The sequence below is a fragment of the Streptomyces sp. NPDC007901 genome (genome assembly GCF_042959465.1).
Taxonomy (GTDB): domain Bacteria; phylum Actinomycetota; class Actinomycetes; order Streptomycetales; family Streptomycetaceae; genus Streptomyces.
This window is the reverse complement of the sequence record NZ_JBIBKW010000012.1, coordinates 122,210-145,704: the sequence shown is the minus strand read 5'-3', so window position 1 is coordinate 145,704 and position 23,495 is coordinate 122,210. Positions and strand designations below refer to the sequence as shown.

21 protein-coding genes and 2 pseudogenes are annotated in these 23,495 nt (G+C 69.4%); 7 read left to right on the top strand and 16 right to left on the bottom strand.

Annotation, left to right across the window (positions count from 1 at the left end; translation table 11 throughout):
* Positions 1–461: 461 nt before the first annotated feature.
* Positions 462–605: a hypothetical protein gene (locus ACFZDK_RS33880; protein ID WP_390977745.1), complete on the bottom strand. Its 144-nt coding sequence runs from the start codon at positions 603–605 to the stop codon at positions 462–464.
* A 291-nt stretch (positions 606–896) separates the two neighbouring features.
* On the opposite strand from ACFZDK_RS33880, the gene ACFZDK_RS33875 reads away from it, so the two are divergent.
* From ACFZDK_RS33875 to ACFZDK_RS33855, 5 genes and pseudogenes are all read left to right on the top strand, one after another.
* Positions 897–1,265: a hypothetical protein gene (locus ACFZDK_RS33875; RefSeq protein WP_390977743.1), complete on the top strand. Its 369-nt coding sequence runs from the start codon at positions 897–899 to the stop codon at positions 1,263–1,265.
* Positions 1,266–2,026: 761 nt separating this feature from the next.
* Positions 2,027–2,251: a hypothetical protein gene (locus tag ACFZDK_RS33870; protein WP_390977741.1), complete on the top strand. Its 225-nt coding sequence runs from the start codon at positions 2,027–2,029 to the stop codon at positions 2,249–2,251.
* Between the two features lie 268 nt (positions 2,252–2,519).
* Complete coding sequence (locus tag ACFZDK_RS33865; RefSeq protein WP_390977739.1) at positions 2,520–2,891, top strand: hypothetical protein; 372 nt, start codon at positions 2,520–2,522, stop codon at positions 2,889–2,891.
* 93 nt (positions 2,892–2,984) lie between these two features.
* A pseudogene (locus ACFZDK_RS33860) lies at positions 2,985–3,059 on the top strand (hypothetical protein); the annotation flags it as partial.
* Positions 3,060–3,074: 15 nt separating this feature from the next.
* Positions 3,075–3,416, top strand: a complete 342-nt coding sequence (locus ACFZDK_RS33855) for a hypothetical protein (protein ID WP_390977737.1) — start codon at positions 3,075–3,077, stop codon at positions 3,414–3,416.
* 636 nt (positions 3,417–4,052) lie between these two features.
* Here ACFZDK_RS33855 and ACFZDK_RS33850 read toward each other — a convergent pair.
* The 5 genes and pseudogenes from ACFZDK_RS33850 to ACFZDK_RS33830 all read right to left on the bottom strand — a co-directional run bounded on the left by ACFZDK_RS33850 (position 4,053) and on the right by ACFZDK_RS33830 (position 7,939).
* Positions 4,053–4,346, bottom strand: coding sequence for a hypothetical protein (locus tag ACFZDK_RS33850; RefSeq protein WP_390977735.1), 294 nt, complete (start codon positions 4,344–4,346; stop codon positions 4,053–4,055).
* Between the two features lie 57 nt (positions 4,347–4,403).
* Positions 4,404–4,673, bottom strand: a complete 270-nt coding sequence (locus tag ACFZDK_RS33845) for a hypothetical protein (RefSeq protein WP_390977733.1) — start codon at positions 4,671–4,673, stop codon at positions 4,404–4,406.
* Positions 4,673–6,001: a Na+/H+ antiporter NhaA gene (nhaA, locus tag ACFZDK_RS33840; RefSeq protein ID WP_390977731.1), complete on the bottom strand. Its 1,329-nt coding sequence runs from the start codon at positions 5,999–6,001 to the stop codon at positions 4,673–4,675. Before nhaA ends, ACFZDK_RS33845 begins: the two co-directional genes overlap by 1 nt.
* Positions 6,002–6,332: 331 nt before the next feature.
* Positions 6,333–6,932, bottom strand: a pseudogene (locus ACFZDK_RS33835) (TerD family protein); the annotation flags it as partial.
* 128 nt (positions 6,933–7,060) lie between these two features.
* A complete protein-coding gene (locus tag ACFZDK_RS33830) occupies positions 7,061–7,939 on the bottom strand; it encodes an alpha/beta fold hydrolase (protein WP_390977729.1) in 879 nt (292 codons plus the stop codon).
* Positions 7,940–8,239: 300 nt separating this feature from the next.
* Between ACFZDK_RS33830 and ACFZDK_RS33825 the strand changes: the two genes are divergently transcribed.
* On the top strand, positions 8,240–8,722 hold the full coding sequence (locus ACFZDK_RS33825; protein ID WP_390977727.1) for a CBS domain-containing protein: 483 nt from the start codon (positions 8,240–8,242) through the stop codon (positions 8,720–8,722).
* A 50-nt stretch (positions 8,723–8,772) separates the two neighbouring features.
* Here the strand turns inward: ACFZDK_RS33825 and ACFZDK_RS33820 are convergent, their stop codons facing one another.
* The 3 genes from ACFZDK_RS33820 to ACFZDK_RS33810 all read right to left on the bottom strand — a co-directional run bounded on the left by ACFZDK_RS33820 (position 8,773) and on the right by ACFZDK_RS33810 (position 11,986).
* A complete protein-coding gene (locus ACFZDK_RS33820) occupies positions 8,773–9,363 on the bottom strand; it encodes a hypothetical protein (protein WP_390977725.1) in 591 nt (196 codons plus the stop codon).
* A 77-nt stretch (positions 9,364–9,440) separates the two neighbouring features.
* Entirely contained in the window at positions 9,441–10,742 is a 1,302-nt protein-coding gene (locus ACFZDK_RS33815; protein ID WP_390977723.1) for an SLC13 family permease, read from the bottom strand.
* Complete coding sequence (locus ACFZDK_RS33810) at positions 10,739–11,986, bottom strand: cation:proton antiporter (RefSeq protein ID WP_390977721.1); 1,248 nt, start codon at positions 11,984–11,986, stop codon at positions 10,739–10,741. The genes ACFZDK_RS33815 and ACFZDK_RS33810 overlap by 4 nt, the downstream gene beginning before the upstream one ends.
* Positions 11,987–12,279: 293 nt before the next feature.
* Here ACFZDK_RS33810 and ACFZDK_RS33805 point away from each other — a divergent pair, with 293 nt between their 5' ends.
* Positions 12,280–13,338 (top strand): helix-turn-helix domain-containing protein, encoded by a 1,059-nt coding sequence (locus tag ACFZDK_RS33805; protein ID WP_390977719.1) that lies wholly within the window; start codon positions 12,280–12,282, stop codon positions 13,336–13,338.
* A gap of 61 nt (positions 13,339–13,399) precedes the next feature.
* On the opposite strand, the gene ACFZDK_RS33800 is transcribed toward ACFZDK_RS33805, so the two are convergent.
* The 7 genes from ACFZDK_RS33800 to kdpA all read right to left on the bottom strand — a co-directional run bounded on the left by ACFZDK_RS33800 (position 13,400) and on the right by kdpA (position 23,492).
* A complete protein-coding gene (locus tag ACFZDK_RS33800) occupies positions 13,400–14,926 on the bottom strand; it encodes an SPFH domain-containing protein (RefSeq protein ID WP_390977717.1) in 1,527 nt (508 codons plus the stop codon).
* A 61-nt stretch (positions 14,927–14,987) separates the two neighbouring features.
* Positions 14,988–15,497 carry a hypothetical protein gene (locus tag ACFZDK_RS33795; protein WP_390977715.1) on the bottom strand — a complete coding sequence of 170 codons (510 nt, stop codon included), beginning with the start codon at positions 15,495–15,497 and terminating at the stop codon, positions 14,988–14,990.
* 189 nt (positions 15,498–15,686) lie between these two features.
* The gene (locus ACFZDK_RS33790; protein WP_390977713.1) at positions 15,687–18,236 is read right to left on the bottom strand and encodes an ATP-binding protein; all 2,550 of its coding nucleotides are present in this window, start codon (positions 18,234–18,236) and stop codon (positions 15,687–15,689) included.
* Between the two features lie 37 nt (positions 18,237–18,273).
* Complete coding sequence (locus ACFZDK_RS33785; RefSeq protein WP_390977711.1) at positions 18,274–18,957, bottom strand: response regulator; 684 nt, start codon at positions 18,955–18,957, stop codon at positions 18,274–18,276.
* Between the two features lie 115 nt (positions 18,958–19,072).
* The gene (kdpC, locus tag ACFZDK_RS33780; protein ID WP_390977709.1) at positions 19,073–19,684 is read right to left on the bottom strand and encodes a potassium-transporting ATPase subunit KdpC; all 612 of its coding nucleotides are present in this window, start codon (positions 19,682–19,684) and stop codon (positions 19,073–19,075) included.
* Between the two features lie 5 nt (positions 19,685–19,689).
* Positions 19,690–21,831, bottom strand: a complete 2,142-nt coding sequence (gene kdpB, locus ACFZDK_RS33775) for a potassium-transporting ATPase subunit KdpB (protein WP_390977707.1) — start codon at positions 21,829–21,831, stop codon at positions 19,690–19,692.
* Entirely contained in the window at positions 21,831–23,492 is a 1,662-nt protein-coding gene (gene kdpA, locus ACFZDK_RS33770) for a potassium-transporting ATPase subunit KdpA (protein WP_390977706.1), read from the bottom strand. Before kdpA ends, kdpB begins: the two co-directional genes overlap by 1 nt.
* Between the last annotated feature and the right edge of the window lie 3 nt (positions 23,493–23,495).

Below are 23,495 nucleotides of genomic sequence, written 5' to 3'. Positions count from 1 at the left end.
TCTTATTTTGCACCATGCAAAGGAGAGCCCAAACTCGTGTAACGGCTGCGATAACGACGCCACGCCTGCACCACCCGCCTCACGCGTCCGGTCGTCGGGAGCATCGACGGGAGGACACTGAGAACAAAGCGACGGACCTGTCAGTGCTCGCGAAGGGGGTATCGGCCGTGGCAAAGACCCGATGCGGCAAGGTGCGGATGTGGCGCTGGCGCCGCAATCCTCCTCCACTCTCGGCTTCGCTCGAGCGGGGGACCCCCATGGCGCCGCAGTGACGTCGTCGACGCCTGGATCGTGCTCGCGGCATGGTTGATCGCGCTCTGTGGAGGTGTGCTCACGGGACTGGCGGCCGGGTCCGCGGTGGACCACGGGCTGGACCGGCAACGGGCCCAGCGCCACCTGGTCTCCGCCGTCCTCACCGAGAACGCGCCGGGCAGGACGTCGGCATCGGCCCTCGTTGGCAGTCAGGTCTGGGCCATCGTGCGCTGGACGGCGCCGGACGGCTCGATACATACCGGCCAGGCGAAGGTGCACCCCGGCGCGAAAGCGGGCGCCCCGGCCACGGTGTGGGTCGACCGGCAGGGCCGGCTGACGTCGAAGCCGCTCACGCCCGTGAAGCGTCGTTCCAGGCGGCCTGGACCGGCGTGCTGGTCGGCCTGGGGGCGCCCAGCTGGTCCGCCTGCGCCTGGCCCGGCGGCAGTCGAGGCAGTGGGACGAGGAGTGGGCTCGTGTCGACACGCCCTGGGGGTGGAAGGCCGGCTGACACGGCATGGGGCAGCGTCATGAACGACGACGTCGTACAGCTGCCCGACCGTTTCCAGGGCCAGACATCGCGAATCGTGGCACGATGCAAAGACGGCCGGAACACAAGCTCGTGCCGCACGACGAGGGGGGTGACCGTGTCCGCCATCACCATCGCGATGCGCCGGGCGATGCGCCTCGACGGAGCGCTCGGCGTTGCGGTCGTCGACTACGTCAGCCGTATGACGCTCGGCACCCTCGGCGAGCCGGACGGTCTCGACCTCGCCAAGGCCGCGAGCAGTGGCACGGACGTCGTACGCGCCAAACTGTCGGCCATGGACCTGATCGGTTACCCACCGGCGCGCCTGGAGGACATCCTCATCACCCTGGACACGGAGTACCACCTCATCCGGCCTCTGACCCGCCGCACGCACGAAGGACTCTTCCTCTACGTCGTCCTCGACCGGGACCGCACCGATCTGCCCGGCATTCGCAAGGAGTTGCGGCAGATCGAGCAGCTCCTGTGACTGCTCTCCGCCAGCCACTCACGGCACCGACGCGGCAGAGATGGGGATGCGCCGGACCGCAACCGGGCAATCCTGTCCCAGTCGATCGCCCGCCGTGTGTGGCGATGCCCGGCCCTCAGCACCCCACGCTCCGCGCGACAGCCGCGAGTTCCTGAACCCACTCCGGTACAGGCGAGTACGCAGGACCTGATTCCTTTCCAAGGGCCCCGGTGGGTCAGGTCGAGTCACTGGGGTGTTCGAGTGGTGAGGGTGGTCACGCCTACTTCGAGCTGGGCTTGTGAAGCCTCTGGTTAGAGCGTGCGGACGATCCTCCTGCTTGTGCTGGTGGCGGTCGTGTGGGCGCCGAGCGGACGTCTTCACGCGACTTGGTCGACGAGAGGCCTACCCAGAGAACGGCGGCGCTCGACGTCTTCACGGCCGCCACGACCGAAGCGGTGGGTGGTGATGCTCCATGGGCGTCGAGCGGACGTCTTCGCTGGACCTGGCCTCGATGCGTCCAGGCACGGTGGGGTGGTAGGACGCTGAGGCGGTTGCGGCTTCGGCAGCGGCATCCGGCGGGATGGATGCGCGTGTTCCTGCTTCCGTGTCCCAGTGCAACGCGGCCTGGCGGGCCTTGAGCGACGGGGCGCTCCCCGGTGCGGGAACGTCAGCCCGGTAATGATCAGGATCGCGCCCACCAACAGACCGGTGAACCTCCAAACGCCGGGCGTGCACTGCGAGTTGGGAGACGATGAGTCAGTTTCCTGGTCGGTCTGCTCGCCATGACCCGCTTCGCCCGCCGCGAGGGCAAGCCTGCGCTGGCCTGGGTCAACGGTCTTGCCGCGGCCGCGGTCGCGTTCACCCTCCTGGTGAACCTGCTGCGCGGCTGGCCGGTGCTGTCCATGGTGGCCACGCTCATCATCGCCGCCGGTCTGTACGTGCGGTGGAACCGGGCCGGCCGACCGACCGGCATCGAGGACGTCGAGGCCCAGGCCGAAGCGGCCTGACCGCACACCGCTGCCGCGTTATTCCCCAAGGATCCGGGCCCCTGCGATGAGGACGGTGAGGCGCAGCAGGACAAGGCCCAAGGGCAGTCTCGGTCGCGTATGACGCTCAGCCATGTGCCTGGCCAGACCGCCAGCGGGATTGCGGCGCCTTCGACGCACGCCCACCTTGTGCAGAAGATTCAGTCCATGACAGTGCACCCGCTTGGGTTCGGGGGTCACGATAGAGACGACGGCAGCGACAGGAACCCAGCGAGCCCGGAGTCGAGCAGTGAGCGAGATCGCCGACATCGCGGTCGGCTTCCCAGTAATCGTGTTCACCACGGTGCTCGTGGTGGTGCTCGGCCTGTGGCTGCTGGTGCTGCTGGGCACGGCCGGGCGCGACAGTTCATACGACGCCGTCAACCTGCCGGTCGCCGCCGCCGCGTCCGCCGTCGTCGCCCTTTCCTGGCTGCTCAGCACGGCGGGCTCTCTGGCGCTGCGCCGGATCGAACTGGCCGGTCCCTGGTACGCGCTCGCGACCTTGGCCGTCCTTGGCGCCTCACCGACGCTCGCGTATATGGCCATCCGGCGAGCCACACGAGCATGGCGCGAACGATCTGCACGCGATGCGACGGGACGCGACGGGACGCAAAACGGGTGACTGCATACCGCTATGGAGCGCTAGCGTTCGAAATCGACCTGCCCGCCAACATCGCCGACAAACGGAAACGGCTGGCGGCCGGCAACCGTTCGGATCCCCGCCGACTTCCAGGCCGACGACCTCGCCGAGTCCCTGGACCGCGGCTTTCGCCTCGACACCCTGACGTTGTTCGTCTGGGAGGCCGTGACCCAATACCTGACGGAGGACGGCGTACGCGGGACCCTTGCGCTCCTCGCTACAGCCGCCGCCAACAGCCGGATGATCTTCACCTACGTCCGTAAGGACTTCCTCGACGGAACCTTCCTCTACCGCGCTGACGGGACCTACCAGGGCTTCGTGGCCAAGACCCCGATGCGGCGCTTCGGACTCGCCCCGAACGACATCGACCGACTGCTCCAGGAGTACGGCTGGGCCGAGCGCGAGCAGGTCGGCAGCCGCGAGTACATCAACCACTACATCCGGCCAACAGGGCGCGACCTGCCCGCCTCCGAAATCGAACGGTTCGTCTACGCCGAGAAATCGTAAGGCTGCTCGCGTGACACTCTCGGATCCCGTGGATCTCGTGCGCGCCCGATCCGCAGGAGCTGGGACAGCAGGTCGGCGCGGAACAGTAGCGGTTCGACGAAGTCCCGCACGGTGTGTACGCGTTCCGCCTCAGCGTGCTTGTTTCCCGCTGCATCATGGCCAAGCCTGCGGGCGAGCACCCGGAGCCGGGCCGACTCGTGATGACGTGCAGTCATCCCAAGTACCTCCTCGCGTAACACATGGGCGCGGCTCTCCATCTGATGCCCGCAGGGAAGACGGTCGGTCGTTCCCGATGGTTGTGCTGTCCGGTACACGCACCGTCGAACAGGGCCCGGTCCAGGTGATGCCGTCTCTCGTGGCCGCGACCAGATCAGGGAGCAGTCGGGCTCTCTGAGTCGGACGGTTGAGACCGTGATGGTGCTGGTCCGTGCCGCGTGGTGACCTTCTTGGTCCTCCAGCGTCGGCGCAGCCAGTCGCCAGCCTCTCCGAGCACGACGAAGAAGGCGGACGAGGCCGCGCACTGCGCGACCGAGGCAGGCTGGTCGAGCACCTTGCCCAGGAGCCACAGGACGAACGCAAGCAGCAGCCACCAGACAAGGAGGGAGACGACGACGCGCCTCGCAGGCTCCGTGCCGGTCATGACGCAGCCCTGCCGCGGCGCGGGGCCAGCGCTGCGTATGTGCAACCAGTCGCAGCCACGACACCTGCGCTGGCTGTGGCGACCAGGGTGATCACGGGCGGGGACTCGGCCAGTCGCGGGATCGTGTTCAGCGGCGCGACGGCGTAGAGGGTGAGCAGGGCTATGCCTCGGGGACGCATGGGGGCGAGACGGTGCCGCATGCGCTGGGGTATCCGGCCGCTGATCAGAGCCAGCCCGGCCGGGAGCAGGGTGAGGGAGAAGAAGACAAGGCCGATCCAGTGCCAGGTCATGGGCGCGAGAACTCCTGTGGTGGGCAGAGGGTCATAGAAGGTGGCCGCCCGCGGTCCTCACGGGCGGTTTCCGTCGCCGTCGACCAGTTGAGCGGTGAGCGCCCCGATGAGCAGGCCCCAGACCGCCGCGGCGCCTCCGATCTGCTGCCAGCCCAGCACCAGCACGGCTGTGGCCACCGCCGCCCCGGCGGCCACGGCGCGGTGGTCGGTAGCGAAGGCCCACTGTGCTCGGGCACTGCCCGGGTTTCGGAGTTCGCTCAGGTCCGTCCTAATCACCAGGGCGGCGGTCACCATCGCGGGCGCGAGCAGGGAGGAGTCGGCCGCCATCAGCCGAACCTCCCCTCAGGCCGGTCCATTCCGGCACACGCTGGAGGGGCCTGGTGATGGACGTCCGGCATGCCTTCCGCATCCGGGTCGGTGTCCTCCTGCTCGCACAGGCGCCGGTAGAGCAGGTTGCGACGGCGCAGCAACAGCGCGGCCAGGAGGGCGGAGATCAGAGAGGCGAGGAGGACGGCGGCTTTGACATGCTCGCCCAACGCGGCTTGGGGGAAGGCGAGTTCGCCGATGAGGAGGGCGACGGTGAAGCCGATACCGGCCAGAGCCGCAAGAGCGAACACGTCTGCCCAGGCCAGGTCGGGGTTGAGCCGGGCGCGGGTGAAGCGGGCCGCGAGGTAAGTGCCGCCGAAGATGCCCAGAGTCTTGCCGAGCATCAGGCCCACGACCACGCCCAGCGGCTCCGGGCTGGTGAACACTTCGCCCAGAGCATCTACGGAGATGCTGACGCCTGCGGCGAACAGCGCGAACAGCGGTACGGCCATGCCGGCGGAGACGGGGCGCAGGAGGTGCTCGGCGCGCTCGGCGGGCGGTGCCGTCTCGCCGTCGTCTCGGGTGGTGCGCAGGATCAGGCCCATGGCGACGCCGGCAGCGGTGGGATGGATTCCGCCGTTGTACGTCAGCACCCAGATCGTGATCCCCAGGGGCAGATAGCACCACCAGCCGCTCACTCTCGCCCGCTGCAGGACGTAGAAGGCGATCAGGCCCGCGAACGCCCCGGCCAGCGCATACGGGTTGAGGTCGGTGGTGAAGAAGACGGCGATGACCAGGATCGCGCCGAGGTCGTCGACCACCGCGAGGGTGAGCAGGAAGGCGCGCAGTGACGCGGGCAGATGCGTGGAGACGACCGCCAGGACGGCCAGCGCGAAGGCGATGTCCGTGGCCATGGGCACCGCCCAGCCGTCCAGGCTGCCGCCGCCGAGACCGACAGCAGCGGCGTAGAGGGCCGCGGGTACCGCCATGCCGCACAGGGCCGCTATGACGGGCAGCGCAGCCGTGGCCGGGGTACGCAATTCTCCGAGGACGAGTTCGCGTTTCAGCTCGATCCCGGCGACCAGGAAGAACACGGTCAGCAGTCCGTCCGCGGTCCAGTGGCCGACGGACAGATCCAGTCCGAGGGCCGGGATGCCGAAGTGCAGATCACGTATCCGCTCGTAGGAACCGGGGAACGGGCCATTCGCCCACGCCAGGGCCACCACCGCGGCGGCCAGCAGGACCAGGCCCCCGACCGTCTCCGTGCGCAACGCACGGGCGACGGCCTGGCGCTCCGGGACGGGGAGCACGCCGAGGAACAGCGCGCGGGCGCGCGGGTCGGGCGCCATGAGGGAAGACCTCCGGGCATCGGCGACGACGGGCCCGCAGGCCCCTTCCACGCCGACCAGACTTCCCGGCACACCCCGCGCTTCTTGACGCGTTCTTTACACTCTAACTGGCGTCGGCGCCGACGTCCAAGGGCCGGGAGAACGGGCGGACCACTGCGGGCCGGTCGCCGGCGCCCGGTGAGCGCTCGGGTGGGGCGTTCAAGACGGGCGCCATGACGGGGGCTGACTCGTAGGCTCGCGCATACGCGCGACTCGGCGCAGTCCCGCCACGGCTGTACGTATATGGACGGAGAGCCATCGGCAGCGCTACGACCGCCCGGAACGGCCGTGCTCAGATCGTCTCTGTCTGATGCGTCTCTGGTGCGTGGTCCGGCCGGGCGGGTCGGACCGCACCCATCTCCCTAGTGAAGGTCAACGGGTCGCTGTCGAAGCCGCGGATCATTTCGTGCAGCTCCCATGCGCCGGAGCCGTTGCGGGCGAACTCCGCGACTGTGGTGGCGGTGGAGTCGGCGACCCGTGTGAAGTCGTCGGCCAGGAGTTCGGTGTATTTCTCGACGACCAGGACTCCCGCGTTCGCTAGGTCGCCGAAGGTCCGACGGCCGCGGTCCTGGTGGATGGCTACCCCCACCACGATCCGGCCGAAGGTGGGGGCCAGACGGTCGAGTTCGAGCACCATCACCTCGACGAAGCCGAACCCCTGCCCGGTCTGGCTGTGCCGGGTCATGTTGATGGTGCCGTCCGGGGAGCGGCTGTCGTAGTGGACGACGTACGCGGGCCGCCCATGGGGATCGTCCGCGGAGTAGGTCGCGGCGATGATGTCGAGGTGGCGAGGCGGCTCTCCCAAGGGACTCGGGTCCCACTTGAGTCGCACTTCGACTTTCCCGAGGCCGTTGTCGGCACTGCTCACCGGGCGTCGCCTCCCCCGTCTGGATCCTCAGCGGGACCGACCTGACCCCGCTCGTCAAGTATGGTCTGTGACCAGCCACTTGATGCTTCCTTGACGTGCTTCTTGCCAACGGGCCAGCAGTGGAACGGCGGTAAGGCTGTGATCCGGGCCCGTCAGCGTGCCCCGTCTGTGGGGTTGTCCGCGAGGAAGGCGCGGATGCTCGGAGCGATCTCGGGCCAGTCGGCCCCGAACCATACGAGATGACTGTCGGCCCGGCTCTCGACGAGTTCCGCATGAGGGATGGCCCCGGCCAGGGACTGGGCGTGTGCGAACGGCACGCCGCCGTCCGTGCGAGTGGCGATGATCAGGGCGGGCTGGCGGACCTCGGCGGTGAGATCCGGGGTGGGCCGCAGATCGTTGAGGAAGCCGTGGCCCGACCGCATCCGGCAGAACAGCTCGACCATTCCCGCGCGCTCCTGGGGGCTCAGGCGGGCCAGTACCTCCGTGACCGGCAGGGTGGTGAGGCCGCTCAGCAGCAGCCGCAGCCCGGTCTCGGGCGCACGGCGCATGAGCACCCGCACCGCGCTCCAGGTCGCTCCCTCGGTACGCGCCGCGAACGCGAGGTGCGCGCCGAGCAGGGTGCGGCGGTCGGGCCAGGGAAGCCAGCCGACGGCGCTCTGCAGGATCAGCCTCTGTACCAGATCGGGATGGCGGGCAGCCAGCGTCACCGCGGTCGGCCCGCCCCCTGAGGTGCCCACCACCGCTGCGACCTCAGTGATGCCCAAGTGATCGCAGAGGGATCGGACAACGTCTGCGAATCCGCTCGCAGTGGTGCCGGTCGACAGCGGGGTGAAACCGTAGCCGGGCCGGGAGGGCGCCAGCACCGTGTATCCGGCTTCGGCGAACACTTCCTCCCCCACCACCAGACCGGCCCGGGTGTGGCCGCCATGCAGCACCACCACGGTGGCCGGACCCCGACGCTCCAACCGGTACTCGACCAGACCCGCCTCCAGCCGTACGACACTCGTGGCCCTCTCCGCCCCCTCCACCACGCGCCTGCACCTCCTGGCGGACGGCTGAACACGCTGTCACAGCGAATGTAGTCGCCAGCCGTACTCGTCCCGGCGGCTACGCCGGGCCGTGTTGCTCCCCGGCTGCCCGCGCACGCCGATTCGCAGCACCCGTGTTCCACGGCGAGGAATGGCAGAACCGCTACGCTGCTGGCCCGCCGTCGCCCCGTCTCCCCGTGAGGCCGCATGGGTCGCGTATGTTTCGCAGCGATGACCTGGCGCGTGGAGCGGGACCTGTACGACGCTGGGCGCAGGGACGTATCGGGAAGACGGGAGCCGGCCGTGCGGGCACGTGATCTGGCGGTTGAGTACGAGTCGGTGAGCGTCGACAGCGACGCCATGGAGGCGGCGCGGCTGATGGCCGAGCACAGGCTGCCGGGGCTGCTCGTGCTGGACGAGCGCGGGGAGCCGAAGGCGATCCTGCCGGCCTCCCAGATGGTCAAGGCGCTGGTCCCGTCCTACGTCATTGAGGACCCCACGCTCGCGGCGGTGGTCGACGAGCAGCATGCCGACCGGCTGTGCCAGGCGCTGGCCGGACGCCGCGTCGGCGACTGCCTCTCCCACACGGCGACCGCCCCTCCGATCGCCGACCCGGACGACACCGCGCTGGAGGTCGCCGCGCTGATGGCGCGGGTGCGCAGTCCCCTGGTCGCGGTGGCCGAGCGGGACAAGGCGGGCACCCATCTGCTCGGGGTCATCACCGCCTCCCACCTGCTGCACGAACTCCTGGGCAAGGCAGGCACGTTGAACACACCGACTGCCTGACCGGCAGGGAGCGAAGTGGTCCTGGGTCGCCCTCGCGGCCAGCACCTCTCTCAGCCGGTCTTCCGGCCCCACTGAGTGCCGATCCGGTCCCACTCCTCGCCCCACTGCCGCAAACGTTGCCGGTCCAGGCGCACGCGGACAAGGCGTCCGCCGACCCACACCGCCCCGCCCGCACCCGCCGCAACCAGCACACCGGCTATCGCCGCCCGCAGCCACGCATCGGCGCCGGACAGCGGCTCGTCGACCAGTCGGCCGCGCTGGTCGGTCCAGACGGTGATGGTGGTGCCCGCGCGGGTGCCGGGCGGCACGCGGGTCCGGCCGGTGTGCGCCGAACCGTCCGGCGTACTCCAGCGCACCGTGGCCCACACGGACCGGGCTCCGATCTGCTTTACCGGTGCCTGGTCCGCCGCAGCCACCGCATCCGTGGTCACCACGGCGGGGCTCTCCCGGCGCTCCGAGCGCTGCCGGTCGAGATCCCGCTCGACCGTGCCGGTCGTCAGCAGACCCGCAAGCAGCCCGCCCGCCACGGCGAGCAGCCACGCGCCGAGCAGAACCCAGGCTTCGGCGACGTCGATGCGCCGCCGCAGCGGACTGCGCCGCCACCTCCACCACCGCGTGGCCGTCCGACGTGCCCTCGCCACCGCCTGCACCCCCTTGGGAGGAGAGACGCCCTTCGCCTCCAGAGTGCTCCCGGGCTTATGGCGTCACTGCCGCTGACTCAGGTCAGTACGAAATAGCGCAGCCACAAGTACAGCGCACTGATCGCCACGGTGGCGAGGGTGATGACGAGCCCATACCGGGTGAACTGCCAGAAGGAGATGGGCTGCCGGTTGCGCTCGGCGATACCGAGAACGACGACGTTGGCACTGGCGCCGATCGCGGTGGCGTTGCCGCCGAGGTCGGCGCCCAGGGCCAGGGCCCACCACAGCACGTGGTGGCCGTCGCCGCCGCCCATGTCCTTGACCAGGTCGGCCGTAATGGGTGCCATGGTGGCCACGTACGGGATGTTGTCCACAATGCCGGACAGCAGCGCCGAGCCGCCCAGCAGGGTGAGGGTGGCGCCGAGTTCGTTGCCTCCGGTGGCGTTGGCCAGCGTGCGGGAGAGGTGGCCGATGACACCCGTCTCGATGAGCGAGCCCACCATGACGAACAGGCCGGCGAAGAAGGCGAGGGTGGGCCACTCCACCTCGCCCAGGACCTGCCGGGTCTCCACCTTCGAGACGGCGATGAGCAGGCCAGCACCGAGCAGGGCCACCACGCTGGGCTCGTAGTGCAGCACAGGGTGGAGGACGAAACCGGCGACCACCAGGCTCAGCACGGCCAAGCCCTGCCACAGCAGCCGCGGATCGCGGATGGCCTCACGCTCCTGCAACGCCATCACCTGCGCGGCGCGCTCCTCGTCGTACACGAACGCCTTGCGGAACATCACCCGGCACGCCACCAGCAGCACCGCCGTCAGCACGGCGGCCACCGGGGCGAGGTGGACCAGGAAGTCGTTGAAGGTCAGTCCGGCCCGGCTGGCGATGATGATGTTCGGCGGGTCGCCGACCAGGGTCGCCGTACCGCCGATGTTCGAGGCGAACACCTCGGCGATCAGGAACGGCGCCGACGCCAGGCCGAGGCGTTCGCACACCAGCAGGGTGACCGGGGCGACCAGCAGCACGGTGGTGACGTTGTCGAGGAGTGCGGAGGCCACCGCGGTAATCAGGACCAGCATGGCCATCACACGGAAGGGTCTGCCCCGGGCCCGCTTGACCGACCAGATCGCCAGGTACTCGAACAGGCCGGTTTGCCGCAGCACCCCGACGATCGCCATCATCCCCATCAGTAGGAAGATCACGTTCCAGTCGATGCCGGTGTGCTCGGAGTAGAACGCCGCCTTGTCGTCGGTGGCGCTGATCGCGAGCATGGCCCCGGCGCCGCCGAGGGCCGCGGCCGTGCGGTGGACGCGCTCACTGATGATCAGTGCGTACGCGCCGACGAACACGGCCACGGCCGTCCAGCTGTGCCAATCACTCATACAGCGGTCTTTCTCTCCTGGCCGATGGTGCGGTTGTCGTGGTCGTCCTCGTCGTCGGGGATGCCGACCAGGTCCTCGACGTCGAACATCCGGGCGATGGGTACGTCGGTGCTGGAGTGCGCCACGATCGAGAAGGCGATGCACACCGCGATCAGCGTGTACGCCTGCTCGGCCTGCGGGATGCCGGACTGCAGCACCAGCAGCCCGTACACCACCGAGGCGAAGCCCTTCGGCCCGAACCAGGCCGCGGTCAGCTTCTCGCGCCGCTCGAAGCGGGTACCGGCCAGCGAGATCAGCAGCGAGGCCGGGCGGATCAGCACGATTGCCAGGACCACCGCGACGTAGCCCTGCCACGGCAGATCCGCGAACAGCTGCGGGGTGAGCAGCGCTCCGAACACCAGCAGCGCGGCGAACTTCGCCAGCTCCGCCAGTGCCTCGCCCAGCGGTTCGAACGCCGCCTTCGCCTCCGGCGAGACGGCGGCGAGCACGGCGCCTGCCGAGAAGGCGGCCAGGTAGGGGTTGGCGTGGGTGAGGTGGCACAGTCCGTACAGGAGGATCCCGGTCGCCAGCAGCAGCAGCGGCTGCAGCTTGGGCTCGGCGCCCAGCAGCCGGAACCGTACGAGGCCGTTGACAGCGAGCGGTAGCAGGATGCCGAAGGCCAAGCCCAGGGCCAGCTCCAGGGCGATCTTTCCGATCGACGCCTCGTCCGCGTGGCCTGCGGCGGTGGGGCCGGCGGCGACGATCAACAGCAGCACCACGGGCAGGGCCAGGCCGTCGTTGATGCCGCTCTCGACGTTGAGCAGCTCGCGCAGCTTGGCCGGCACCTCCTTGCGGCCCACGATCGCCGATGCGAACACCGGGTCGGTCGGCGCGAGCACCGCACCCACCAGGAACGAGGTCGTCCAGTCCAGGCCCACCAGGTAGTGCGTGAGCAGTGCCATGAACACGAACGCCAGCGGCATGCCCAGGCCCAGCGCCCGTGCTGGGTTGCGCCAGCTGGAGCGCAGCTTGGCGAAGGAGACATGCTGGCCGTCAGTGAACAGCACCGCGAACAGCGCCAGATCCGCAGTGACCGAGACGAGTTCACTGTCCGGCGTGATGTGGATCAGACCGAGGAAGCCGTCGCTGACCAGCGCCCCGCCGACGAGGAAAAGAAGGGATGTGGACAGCACGGTGCGGGCGGCGAGACCGGACAGCAGCACCGCGATCAGCAGCGCCACCCCGAAGACAGCAACAAGAACCACCGCAAACGCCCCCGATCGGAAGAGAGATCACACCTCTGTTCGCCGACCAGGCTTCCCGGCACACCGAGGGGAACCCTACCTGCTCTTGATGCGTCTTTGACAGAACGCTTATGCGCACTGTTGGGGCAGCCAGACTGCCGAGGTCCGGCAAGGAAGACAGCCCACAGCTCGATCGCAGGCACTGCAAGGGTCGAGCGAGAGCCGTTCATTGCTGCTTTCCGGCAAGAGCGACTACTCTCCCCCGGGCCGGCGCCGTCACGATTGCGCCAGCAGAACATCAAGGAGGGGGCCGGGTGACCGAGCCGAAGACGGCACAGCCATATCTGCGCGGGTACGCGGAGATCCTGGCCGAGGTCTCCGCCACCGGGCGCCGCCTCACCCGCAACGAACTCGACGAGCGCCGCGCCCTCGGAGAACAGGCCGCGGAGGACGGGCACAGCCTGCGCAGCCTCGTACGGCATCACCTCGCCGCCACCCGCACCGCCTGGCCCGGCACATCGGGTGCACTCGACAGCGTCCTCAGCGCGGTGGAACAGGCCGTCGACGCCTTCGCCGAAGGGTACGAGCGGGCGCAGCGGCTGGCCGTACGCGAGGAGGAAGCCGCCAGACGGGAGTTCATCGACGACCTGCTCTACGGCCGCAGCGACCTGGGACGGCTGGCCGAACGCGCCGAACGCTTCGGACTCGTCCTGTCCCGCGCTCACGCGGTCGCCGTCGCCCAGGGACCCGAAGCGTACGACGACGCTGCCACGGTTACCCGCCGGGTGGAGGCCGCCGTGATAACCCGCTTCGGCGACCGGCGCATCCTGCTCGCCACCAAGAACGGGCAGCTGATCTGCGTCGCGCCGGGCGACCAGGACGACGTCCTGGCCTATTTCGCCAAGCAGGCGCACGCCGCCGCCGACGGCAGCCGGGTGGCCATCGGCCGTCCGCAGCCCGGCGCGGGCGGCGTGGTGCACTCCTACGAGGAGGCGCTGAGCACCCTCGAACTCGCCGACCTGCTGGGGCTGGACGAGCCCGTCGTGCGCGCGGCCGACCTGCTGGTCTACCCGGTGCTCACCCGCGACCGGCAGGCCATGGCCGACCTCGTGCTCAGCGCGCTGGGTCCGCTGCAGGGCGCCCGCGGCGGTGCCGAGCCGCTGCTGCAGACGCTGGAGGTGTACTTCGAGTCGGGCTGCAATGCGGCCGAGACCGCCCGCCGCTTGGCGCTCAGCGTGCGGGCGCTCACGTACCGGCTGGAGCGTATCCACCAGTTGACGGGGTCCAACCCGGCCGACCCGATGCACCGGTACACGCTGCAGACCGCCGTCATCGGAGCGCGGCTGCTGGGCTGGCCCGCCCAGGAGATCTGAGACGCACCAGGCCCGCCGCACCGTGCGCACGATGCAGCGGGCTGTGCGGTTCACCGCTGCGTCAGCCAGTGATCTCCACCTTCCCGTTGGCCTGCGCCACCGACCGCTCTCCCGGCTCGGCAGCCTGCTGGGTGACGCCTTTCAGCAGCTCGGCCAGGTCGACTCCGGTGGTGGAGCCGAGCAGTTCCAGGCCCTGGGCGACGTTGTCGGCGACCGCGCGGGGGATCCGTCCGGCTCCGTCGGTGGAGATGACGGTCATCTTCTGCACCGCGCTGAGCGGCTCGGACGCCTTGGCGACGACCTGCGGCAGCACCTCGACGAGCATCTGCAGGATGGCCGCGTCACCGTACTGCCCGAACGCGTCGGCCTTCTTGCGCATGGCCTCGGCCTCGGCCGCGCCCTTGGCGCCGATCGCCGCAGCCTCGGCCTCACCCTCCAGCCGGACCGCCTCGGCGGCCGCCGCACGCCGGGCCCGCTCGGCCTCACCCTGCTTCAGACCCTCGATGGCCTCCGCCTCGGCCAGTGCGGACCGCCGCTGCTTCTCTCCTTCACCGGTCAGCCGGGCCCGCTCCGCCTCCGCCTGCGCGGCGGCGATGCCCGCCGACTTCTCCGCCTCGGCCTGCTTGACCCGGGCCACCCGGCGGGCCTCCGCCTCCTGCTCGGCGGCGTAGCGCTGGGCATCGGCCGGCTTGCGGACCTGAGTGTCCAGCTGACGGTCGGTCAACGCGGCCTGCCGCTCGGCGACCTTCTCCTGCTCGGAGAGGATCTCCTGCTGCCGGGCCGCCTCGGCCAGTGGCCCCGCGGCGGCGGCGCGGGCCGCTGCCTCGTCGGTCTCGGCCTTGATCTCCGCCTGCTTCAGGGCGAACGTCCGCTGTGCGACGGCGATCTCCTCCGCGGCCTTCAGCCGCGCCTGCTCGGCCGCGCGCTGGGCCACGGCCTCGGCGATGTCCGCCTCCTGCTTCGCCCGTGCCGCCTCCGGCCGGCCGAGGTCTTCGAGGTAGGAGCCCTCGGTGGTGATGTCCTGGATCTGGAAGGCGTCCAGCACCAGGCCCTGCCCGGACAGACTCGCCTCCGCCTCCTCCGCGACCTGACCGGCGAACGCGGCCCGGTCGCGGATGACGTCCTCCACCGACATCCGGCCCACGATCGCGCGCAGCGCGCCGGAGAGTACCTCCTGGGTGAAGCCGACGATGCCGTCCTGCTGCATCAGGAACCGCTGGGCGGCGGCCCGGATGGAGTCCTCGGTGCCGCCCACCTTGACAATGGCGACACCGTCCAGGTTGGCCTTCACTCCGCGCAGGGTGACCGCGCCGCGCACCGCGACCGGGATGTGCCGTGAGGACAGGTCGAGGGTGAACTTCTGCTGCACGAAGGGCACGACGAAGACTCCGCCGCCGACCACGACCTTCTGCCCGCTGTTGTCGGTGAAGACCCGGCCGGTCGCCGGATCGGTGGCCTTCTTGCCGCGCCGGCCGGTGACGATGAACGCCTCGCTCGGCCCCGCCACCTTGTAGCGGGTGATCACGACCAGTGCCAGCAGCACAAGGAGTACGACGACTCCCACCACGGCGACGACCACGGAACTCATGGCTAAGCCCCCGAATCAAACGTAGGGAAGAGAAAGGAAGTTGCAGTGAGGTGAGGTGGCTTCAGCGATCCGCCGGGCGCACCACGACCGAGGTCGCGGAGGGCACCGCCTCCACCCACACCTCGGACCCCCGCGCCACCGGCACGGCGCTGCGAGCGGCGAGCTTCACGCGCTGGCCGGCCAGGCTGAGCAGCACCTCACCGAAACCGTCGGCCGGGATGGCGGTCACCACGCTGCCCGAGGTGCCCACGAGGTCGTCGCCGCGCGGGGTGAGGGCCGTCTGGTCGCGCATCAGGGCACGACTGAATCGGTACGTCAGCCAGGCCGTGCCCAGACCGCAGACGGCGCCCGCCGTAGTGGCGAGCGCGGGGCCGGCGTCCGCCGTCCCGGTGGCGATGGCCCCGCCGAAGCCGGTCATCGCCGTGAATCCGGCGACGACCGGCAGCGACAGCCACCCGTCCAGGACGCCGCCCAGCACGCCGTCGAGCGCACCGTCCAGCACCCCGTCGAAGACCAGCGACAGGGCAAGCAACACGACCCCCGTAATGCCGATTCCGAGAAACCAGGCCATGCGCGCCGTCCCCCTCTCACCCGCCGCTGAACTCCGACTTGACGGGATCCTCACACGGGAACGGGTGCCGATTCATTGCCGTATTCCGGCAATCTTTACGTGCAGTTGATGCCGCACTGACACGGCTGCGAGGAACCGAAAAGCACGCGGCGGCCTTCCACGTGCGCCGGCCGTCATTCGCGTAGCGCTCTACGACGTGACGCTCGCGGGAAGGTCGTCGGAGGCGATCGGTGAGTGGTCCGCCGCCACGGGCAGGCTGAGAACCATGGTGAGGCCGCCGCCGGGGGTGTCTTCGGCGTGCAGGGTGCCGTCCATGGCCTCGGCGAAGCCGCGGGCGACCGCGAGGCCGAGGCCGACGCCGTTGCCGCGCGGGGCGTCGCCGTAGCGTTGGAAGGGTTCGAAGATGCGTTCCTTGGCGTCGTCCGGGACGCCGGGGCCACGGTCCAGGACCCGGACCTCGACCCGGTCACCCAAGGCGCTGGCGCAGACGAGGACCGGCTCTTCGGCAGGGCTGTACTTCACTGCGTTCTCGACGACATTGGCGACGACGCGCTCCAGCAGGCCCTTGTCCACATACACCATCGGCAGCGTCTCGGGGATGTCCAGCTCCACGCTGTCCTCCGGCACACCGGCCAGGGCCATGGGGACGACCTCGTCCACGTCGATCTCGCGGATCAGCGGTGCGACGGTTCCGGTCTGCAGGCGGGACATGTCCAGCAGGTTGCCGACGAGGTGGTCGAGGCGGTCGCAGCCCTCCTCGATACCGGCGAGGAGTTCGGCCTGGTCCTCCTGCGACCAGGCCACGTCGTCGGAGCGCAGCGAGGTCACCGACGCTTTGATGCCGGCGAGCGGGGTGCGCAGGTCGTGGCTGACCGCGGCGAGCAGCGCGGTGCGCATCCGGTTGCCCTCGGCCAGCACCTTGGCCCGGTCGGCCTCCTCCTGCAGGCGCTGCCGGTCGAGGACGACAGCCGCCTGGGCGGCGAAGGCCGCGAGCACCCGGCGGTCCTCGGCCGGCAGCACCCGGCCGGAGAGGGCCAGGGCCATGTGGTCGCCGACCGGGACGTCGACGTCGGCGTCCTCGGGGCGTTCGATCCGCGCCCCCAGCCCGGCGCGGCCCGCGCAGGTCCACGGTGTGGCGTCGGACGCGCGCTCCAGCAAGGCGGCTGACTCCATGGCGAACGTCTCACGGACCCGTTCCAGCAGGGCTTCCAGGCTGGTCTCGCCGCGCAGCACGTTGCCGGCGAGGTAGGAGAGGATCTCCGACTCGGCGCGCAGCCGGGCCGCCTGGTGGGTGCGTCTGGCCGCGAGGTCGACGACGGACGCCACCGACACGGCCACCGCCACGAAGATCACCAGCGCGAGGATGTTCTTCGGGTCGGCGATGGTGATGCGGTGCACCGGCGGGGTGAAGTACCAGTTGAGCAGCATCGACCCGAACGCTGCCGAGGCCAGCGCCGGCAGCAGCCCGCCCAGCAGGGCCGCCGCGACCGTCAGGGTCAGGAACAGCAGCATGTCGTTGGTGAGGCCGAGGTTGGCGTCGACATGGGTCAGCAGCAGTGTCAGCAGCGCTGGTCCGCCGATGCCCGCGAGCCAGCCCCAGATGACGCGCGAGCGCCCGAGCCGTGCCCCGCGCGCGACGGGCAGTCCGCGTCCCTTGCCGGCCTCGTCGTGGGTGATCAGGTGGACGTCGAGGTCGGGCCCCGAGTCCCGGGCCACCGTGGCACCGACGCCCGGGCCGAAGATGTACTGCCAGCTTCGGCGGCGGGAGACACCGAGCACGATCTGGGTGGCGTTGACCCCGCGCGCGAAGTCCAGCAGCGCGGCGGGCACGTCGTCGCCGACGACCTGGTGGAAGGTTCCCCCCAAGTCCTCCGCCAGGGTGCGCTGGACGGCCAGTTCCTTCGGCGAGGCGGAGGTCAGCCCGTCGCTGCTGGAGACGTAGACCGCCAGCACCTCACCGCCGGCGCCCTTCTCCGCGAGGCGCGCGGCCCTCCTGATCAGCGTCCGCCCCTCTGGCCCGCCCGTCAGGCCGACGACGATCCGCTCGCGCGAGCCCCAGATCGTCGAGACCCGGTGTTCGCTGCGGTACTGGTTCAGGTATTCGTCGACCCGGTCCGCCACCCACAGCAGAGCCAGCTCGCGCAGGGCGGTGAGGTTGCCGGGCCGGAAGTAGTTGGACAGGGCCGCGTCGACCTTGTCCGGTTTGTAGATGTTGCCGTGTGCCATGCGGCGGCGCAGCGCCTCGGGGGACATGTCGACCAGTTCGATCTGGTCGGCACGTCGTACGACTTCGTCCGGCACGGTTTCCTGCTGCCGGATGCCGGTGATGGACTCGACGACGTCGCCGAGCGATTCGAGGTGCTGGATGTTGACGGTCGTGATGACGTCGATCCCGGCCGCCAGCAGTTCTTCGACGTCCTGCCAGCGCTTGGTGTTGCGGGAGCCGGGGATGTTCGTGTGCGGCAGCTCGTCGACGAGTGCCACCTGCGGGCGTCGGGCCAGCACCGCGTCGACGTCCATCTCGCTGAAGGTCGCATCCCGGTAGTTCAGTTCCTTGCGCGCGATCTCTTCGAGCCCGTGCAGCATCACCTCGGTGCGCTGCCGGCCGTGGTGCTCGACGAAGGCCACCACGCAGTCGGTGCCCCGCTCCACGCGCCGGTGTGCCTCCGAGAGCATGGCGTACGTCTTGCCGACGCCCGGTGCCGCGCCGAGGTAGATCCGAAGCTTGCCGCGTGCCATCTGTCTCGTCTCTTCGTCTGTGCCGTTGTCCCGGGCGTCACGCCTCGAAGCGGTAGCCCATGCCCGGTTCGGTGATCAGATAGCGGGGATGGGCGGGGTCCGCTTCCAGTTTCCTGCGCAGCTGGGCCATGTAGACCCGCAGGTAGTTGGTCTTGCCGCTCTGCGACACTCCCCACACCTCCTGGAGGAGCTGTTTCTGCGTGATGAGCCGGCCGGGGTTGGTGACCAGGATCTCCAGCAGATGCCATTCCGTAGGCGTCAGACGCACCATGTGCCCGCCGCGCATGACCTTCTTGGCAAGCAGGTCGATGGTGAAGGCATCCGTCTCCACGAGCGTCGTCTCGGGGACGATCGGCGCGTCCTCGGTGCGCCGGACGGCGGCCCGCAGCCGCGCCAACAGCTCGTCCATGCTGAACGGCTTGGTGATGTAATCGTCCGCCCCTGCGTCGAGGGCGGCGACCTTCTCGTCCGAGGCGCGGCGCGCCGACAGGACGAGGATCGGCACCCGGGTCCAGCCCCGCAGCGCCCTGATCACGTCCACGCCGTCCATGTCGGGCAGCCCCAGATCCAGTATCACGACATCCGGCTGGCGGGCGGCGGCCAGGCGCAGGGCCGTGGCGCCGTCGGGCGCCGCGTCCACGCCGTACTGGCGCGCCTGCATGTTGATCACGAGGGCCCGTACGAGTTGCGGGTCGTCCTCCACCACCAGCACCCGGGTCATCGGTGTGCGGCCTTCCTCATGTCGGTGGGATCAGCGTTGCGAGGACGGCGGCGGGAGCCCGCGAGCCGGAGATTCCCGGTTCGCAGGCTCCCAGCCGTCCGTGGCCATAAGGCCATTACTTCTGGGCCAGTGCCTTGAGGGCGATGTTGAGCTCCAGGACGTTGACGCGCGGCTCGCCCATGAAGCCGAGCGCACGGCCCGTGGTGTGGTCCTTCACCAGCTTCTGGACCTGGGCGAGGGACAATCCGTTCGCCTCCGCCACCCGCTTGACCTGGATGTCCGCGTAGGCCGGGGAGATGTCCGGGTCAATCGCGGAGGCCGAGCCGGTGACCGCGTCGGCGGGCACCTTCGACTCAGGGACGCCGTTGAAGGCTGCAACCTGGTTCTTGGCCGCCTTGACGGCCGCGACCAGCTTGGGATTGCTGGCGCTGAGCTGGCTGGAGCCGGTGGTCAGCGGGTCGTAGTTGCTGTTGGACGGCCGTGGCTGGAACCACTTCGGGTCGGGCTTGTCTGTGCCCTCGATGTTCCAGCTCTGACCGATCAGCTTCGAGCCGACCTCCTTGCCGTCGACCTTCACGATCGAGCCGTTGGCCTTGTCGTGGAACAGGGCCTGGCCGATCCCGGTGACGACGAGCGGGTAGATGATGCCGGTCACGACGGTGAGGACGAGCAGCATGCGCAGCGCGGCCCACGCCATGCGGGTGGAGTTCGCGAGAGAGGTGTTCATGTCCTTCACCCGATCCCGGGGATCAGAGAGATGAGCAGGTCGATGATCTTGATGCCGATGAACGGGGCGATCAGGCCGCCCAGTCCGTAGATCGTGAGGTTGCGCCGCAGCATCTTGTCGGCGCTGACCGGCTTGTATTGCACGCCCTTCAGAGAGAGCGGCACCAGCGCGATGATGATCAGCGCGTTGAAGATGACTGCGGACAGGATCGCGGAGTCCGGCGAGGACAGGCCCATAATGTTGAGCTTGTCCAGGCCCGGGTAGACGGCTGCGAACAGCGCCGGGATGATCGCGAAGTACTTCGCCACGTCGTTGGCGATGGAGAACGTCGTGAGCGCGCCCCGGGTGATGAGGAGTTGCTTGCCAATCTCGACGATCTCGATGAGCTTGGTCGGGTTGGAGTCGAGGTCGACCATGTTGCCGGCCTCTTTGGCGGCCGACGTGCCGGTGTTCATGGCCACGCCGACGTCGGCCTGGGCGAGGGCCGGGGCGTCGTTGGTGCCGTCGCCGGTCATCGCGACCAGTTTGCCGCCCGCCTGTTCCCGTTTGATGAGGGCCATCTTGTCCTCGGGGGTGGCCTCGGCGAGGAAGTCGTCGACGCCCGCCTCCTCGGCGATCGCCTTGGCGGTCAGCGGGTTGTCGCCGGTGATCATGACGGTCTTGATGCCCATGCGGCGCAGTTCGTCGAACCGCTCCTTCATGCCGTCCTTGACGACGTCCTTGAGGTGGATGACACCCAGGATCCGGGCGCCCCGGTCGTCGTTCACGGCGACCAGCAGGGGTGTACCGCCCGCCTCGGAGATGCGGTTGGCGATCTGGTCGGCGTCATCGGAGACCGTGCCGCCCTCCTCCCGCACCCAGGCGATGACAGAAGCGGTGGCGCCCTTGCGGACCTTCCGCCCGTCCACGTCCACGCCCGACATGCGGGTCTGGGCGGTGAAGGCGATCCATTCCGCGTGCGCCAGCTCGCCTTGATGGCGCTCGCGCAGTCCGTACTTCTCCTTCGCCAGTACGACGATGGAGCGGCCCTCGGGCGTCTCGTCGGCCAGCGACGACAGCTGCGCGGCGTCAGCGACCTCGGCCTCCGTCGTGCCGCGCACCGGCACGAACTCGGCGGCCTGACGGTTGCCGAGAGTGATGGTGCCGGTCTTGTCGAGCAGCAGGGTGGACACGTCACCGGCGGCCTCGACCGCCCTTCCGGACATGGCCAGCACGTTGCGCTGCACCAGCCGGTCCATGCCCGCGATGCCGATCGCCGAGAGCAAGGCGCCGATCGTGGTCGGGATCAGGCAGACCAGCAGCGCCACCAGCACGACCATGCTGAGCTTGGAACCGGCATAGTCCGCGAACGGCGGCAGGGTCGCCACCGCGAGCAGGAAGACGATCGTCAGCGAGGCGAGCAGGATGTTCAGCGCGATCTCGTTGGGCGTCTTCTGCCGGGCCGCGCCCTCGACCAGGTTGATCATCCGGTCGATGAAGGTCTCGCCGGGCTTCGTCGTGATCTTGATGACGATCCGGTCGGACAGCACCTTCGTGCCGCCGGTGACGGCGCTGCGGTCTCCGCCGGACTCGCGGATGACGGGCGCCGACTCACCCGTGATCGCCGACTCGTCCACGGACGCGACACCCTCGACGACGTCACCGTCGCCGGGGATGATGTCGCCGGCCTCGCAGACGACCAGGTCGCCGATGGTCAGCTCGGTACCAGGGACCTGCTCCTCGGTCTTGCCGTCCTTGGCCAGGCGGCGCGCCACGGTGTCGGTCTTGGCCTTGCGCAGGGTGTCGGCTTGCGCCTTGCCGCGGCCCTCGGCGACCGCCTCCGCCAGGTTGGCGAAGATCACGGTCAGCCACAGCCAGGCGCTGATCGCCCAGCCGAACCAGTCGCCCGGGTCCTTGAAGGAGAAGACGGTGGTCAGGACGGAGCCGACGAGGACCACGAACATCACGGGCGACTTGATCATTACCCGCGGGTCGAGCTTGCGGCAGGCGTCCGGCAGCGACTTCAGAAGCTGCTTGGGGTCGAACAGCCCGCCGCCGACCCGCCCGTCGGCCTTGTGCCCGGTGGGTGCGTCCTGGTGGGGCGCAAGGGTGGGATTGGACATGGAGCCCTGCTTCTGTACGTCGGTTTTCTGAGTGTTGGTCGTCATCACGCCAACCCCTCGGCCAGCGGGCCCAGCGCCAGCGCGGGGAAGAATGTCAGGCCGGTGATGATCAGGATCGCGCCCACCAACAGGCCGGTGAACAACGGCTTCTCGGTGCGCAGCGTGCCGGCCGTGGCCGGGATGGGCTTCTGCTCGGCGAGCGAGCCGGCCAGCGCCAGGACGAACACCATCGGCAGGAAGCGGCCCAGCAGCATGCAGAAGCCGAGCATCGTGTTGTGGTACTCGGTGTTCGCCGCGAAGCCCGCGAACGCGGAGCCGTTGTTGTTGGACGCGGACGTGTAGGCGTACAGCACCTCGGAGAAGCCGTGCGCCCCCACGTTCGTCATGGACGACTGGCCCTTGCCCAGCGCCATCGCCAGCCCGGCACCGATCAGCACGAGAGCCGGGGTGATCAGGATGTAGCAGGCGGCCAGCTTGATCTCGCGGGAGCCGATCTTCTTGCCCAGGTACTCGGGGGTCCGGCCGACCATCAGACCGGCGATGAACACCGCGATGATCGCCATGATCAGCATGCCGTACAGGCCGGAGCCGGTACCGCCGGGCGCGATCTCGCCCAGCATCATGCCCAGCAGCAGCACACCGCCGGACAGACCGCTGAAGGAGTCGTGGAAGGAGTCGACCGAACCGGTCGAGGTCATCGTCGTGGAGACCGCGAACAGCGAGGAGTTGCCCTCACCGAACCGCGTCTCCTTGCCCTCCATCGCTCCGCCCGCCAGCTGTGAGGCGGTCCCGGGATGGGCGTACTCCAGCCAGGTCACGGCGACCACGGCGAAGAACCAGATGATGCCCATCGCGGCGACGATCGCGTAGCCCTGCTTGACCGAGCCGACCATCTTGCCGAAGGTGCGCGGCAGCGAGAACGGGATCACCAGCAGCAGGAAGATCTCCAGCCAGTTCGTGAACCCGTTGGGGTTCTCGAACGGGTGGGCAGAGTTGGCGTTGAAGAACCCGCCGCCATTGGTGCCCAGGTCCTTGATGGCTTCCTGGGAGGCGACCGCGCCGGGGCTGATGGCCTGCCTCTGGCCGGTCAGCGTGGTGACGTGGTGGATGTCGCCGAAGTTCTGGATGGCGCCCGCGGCGATCAGGACCACGGCCGCGACCACGGAGAGCGGGATCAGGATCCGGATGATGCAGCGCACCAGGTCGGCCCAGAAGTTGCCCAGGTCGCCGGTGCGCGAGCGGGCGAATCCGCGCACCAGGGCCACCGCGACGGCGATGCCGACCGCCGCGGACACGAAGTTCTGCACCGCCAGGCCCACGGTCTGGGTGACGTGGCTCATCGCCACCTCGCCCGAGTAGGACTGCCAGTTCGTGTTGGACACGAAGGAGGCGGCCGTGTTGAACGCCTGATCCGGGGTGATCGGCTTGAAGCCGAGGGACAGCGGCAGCTTGTCCTGCACCCGCTGCAGCACGTACAGGAAGAGCACGCTGACCGCGGAGAAGACGAGCATGCCGCGCAGGTAGGCGGGCCAGCGCATCTCCGCGTCCGGGTTGGCGCCCACCGAGCGGTAGATCCAGCGCTCGACGCGCAGGTGCTTCTTGGACTGGAAGACGGCGGCCATGTAGTCGCCGAGGCGACGGTGCACGAGGGCGAGCGCGCCGATCAGCGCGGTGACCACGAGCACGTCAGCGAGAACGGAACTCATGAC

What these genes read in the sequence shown, in the direction of transcription:
- nhaA (WP_390977731.1), bottom strand. Translation starts at nt 6,001, where the DNA reads ATGGCGCCCGACCCGCGCGCCCGCGCGCTGTTCCTCGGCGTGCTCCCC.
- ACFZDK_RS33785 (WP_390977711.1), bottom strand. Translation starts at nt 18,957, where the DNA reads ATGACCCGGGTGCTGGTGGTGGAGGACGACCCGCAACTCGTACGGGCC.
- ACFZDK_RS33790 (WP_390977713.1), bottom strand. Translation starts at nt 18,236, where the DNA reads ATGGCACGCGGCAAGCTTCGGATCTACCTCGGCGCGGCACCGGGCGTC.
- kdpB (WP_390977707.1), bottom strand. Translation starts at nt 21,831, where the DNA reads ATGACGACCAACACTCAGAAAACCGACGTACAGAAGCAGGGCTCCATG.
- ACFZDK_RS33800 (WP_390977717.1), bottom strand. Translation starts at nt 14,926, where the DNA reads ATGAGTTCCGTGGTCGTCGCCGTGGTGGGAGTCGTCGTACTCCTTGTG.
- ACFZDK_RS33795 (WP_390977715.1), bottom strand. Translation starts at nt 15,497, where the DNA reads ATGGCCTGGTTTCTCGGAATCGGCATTACGGGGGTCGTGTTGCTTGCC.
- ACFZDK_RS33870 (WP_390977741.1), top strand. Translation starts at nt 2,027, where the DNA reads ATGACCCGCTTCGCCCGCCGCGAGGGCAAGCCTGCGCTGGCCTGGGTC.
- ACFZDK_RS33845 (WP_390977733.1), bottom strand. Translation starts at nt 4,673, where the DNA reads ATGGCGGCCGACTCCTCCCTGCTCGCGCCCGCGATGGTGACCGCCGCC.
- ACFZDK_RS33850 (WP_390977735.1), bottom strand. Translation starts at nt 4,346, where the DNA reads ATGACCTGGCACTGGATCGGCCTTGTCTTCTTCTCCCTCACCCTGCTC.
- kdpC (WP_390977709.1), bottom strand. Translation starts at nt 19,684, where the DNA reads ATGAACACCTCTCTCGCGAACTCCACCCGCATGGCGTGGGCCGCGCTG.
- kdpA (WP_390977706.1), bottom strand. Translation starts at nt 23,492, where the DNA reads ATGAGTTCCGTTCTCGCTGACGTGCTCGTGGTCACCGCGCTGATCGGC.
- ACFZDK_RS33815 (WP_390977723.1), bottom strand. Translation starts at nt 10,742, where the DNA reads ATGAGTGATTGGCACAGCTGGACGGCCGTGGCCGTGTTCGTCGGCGCG.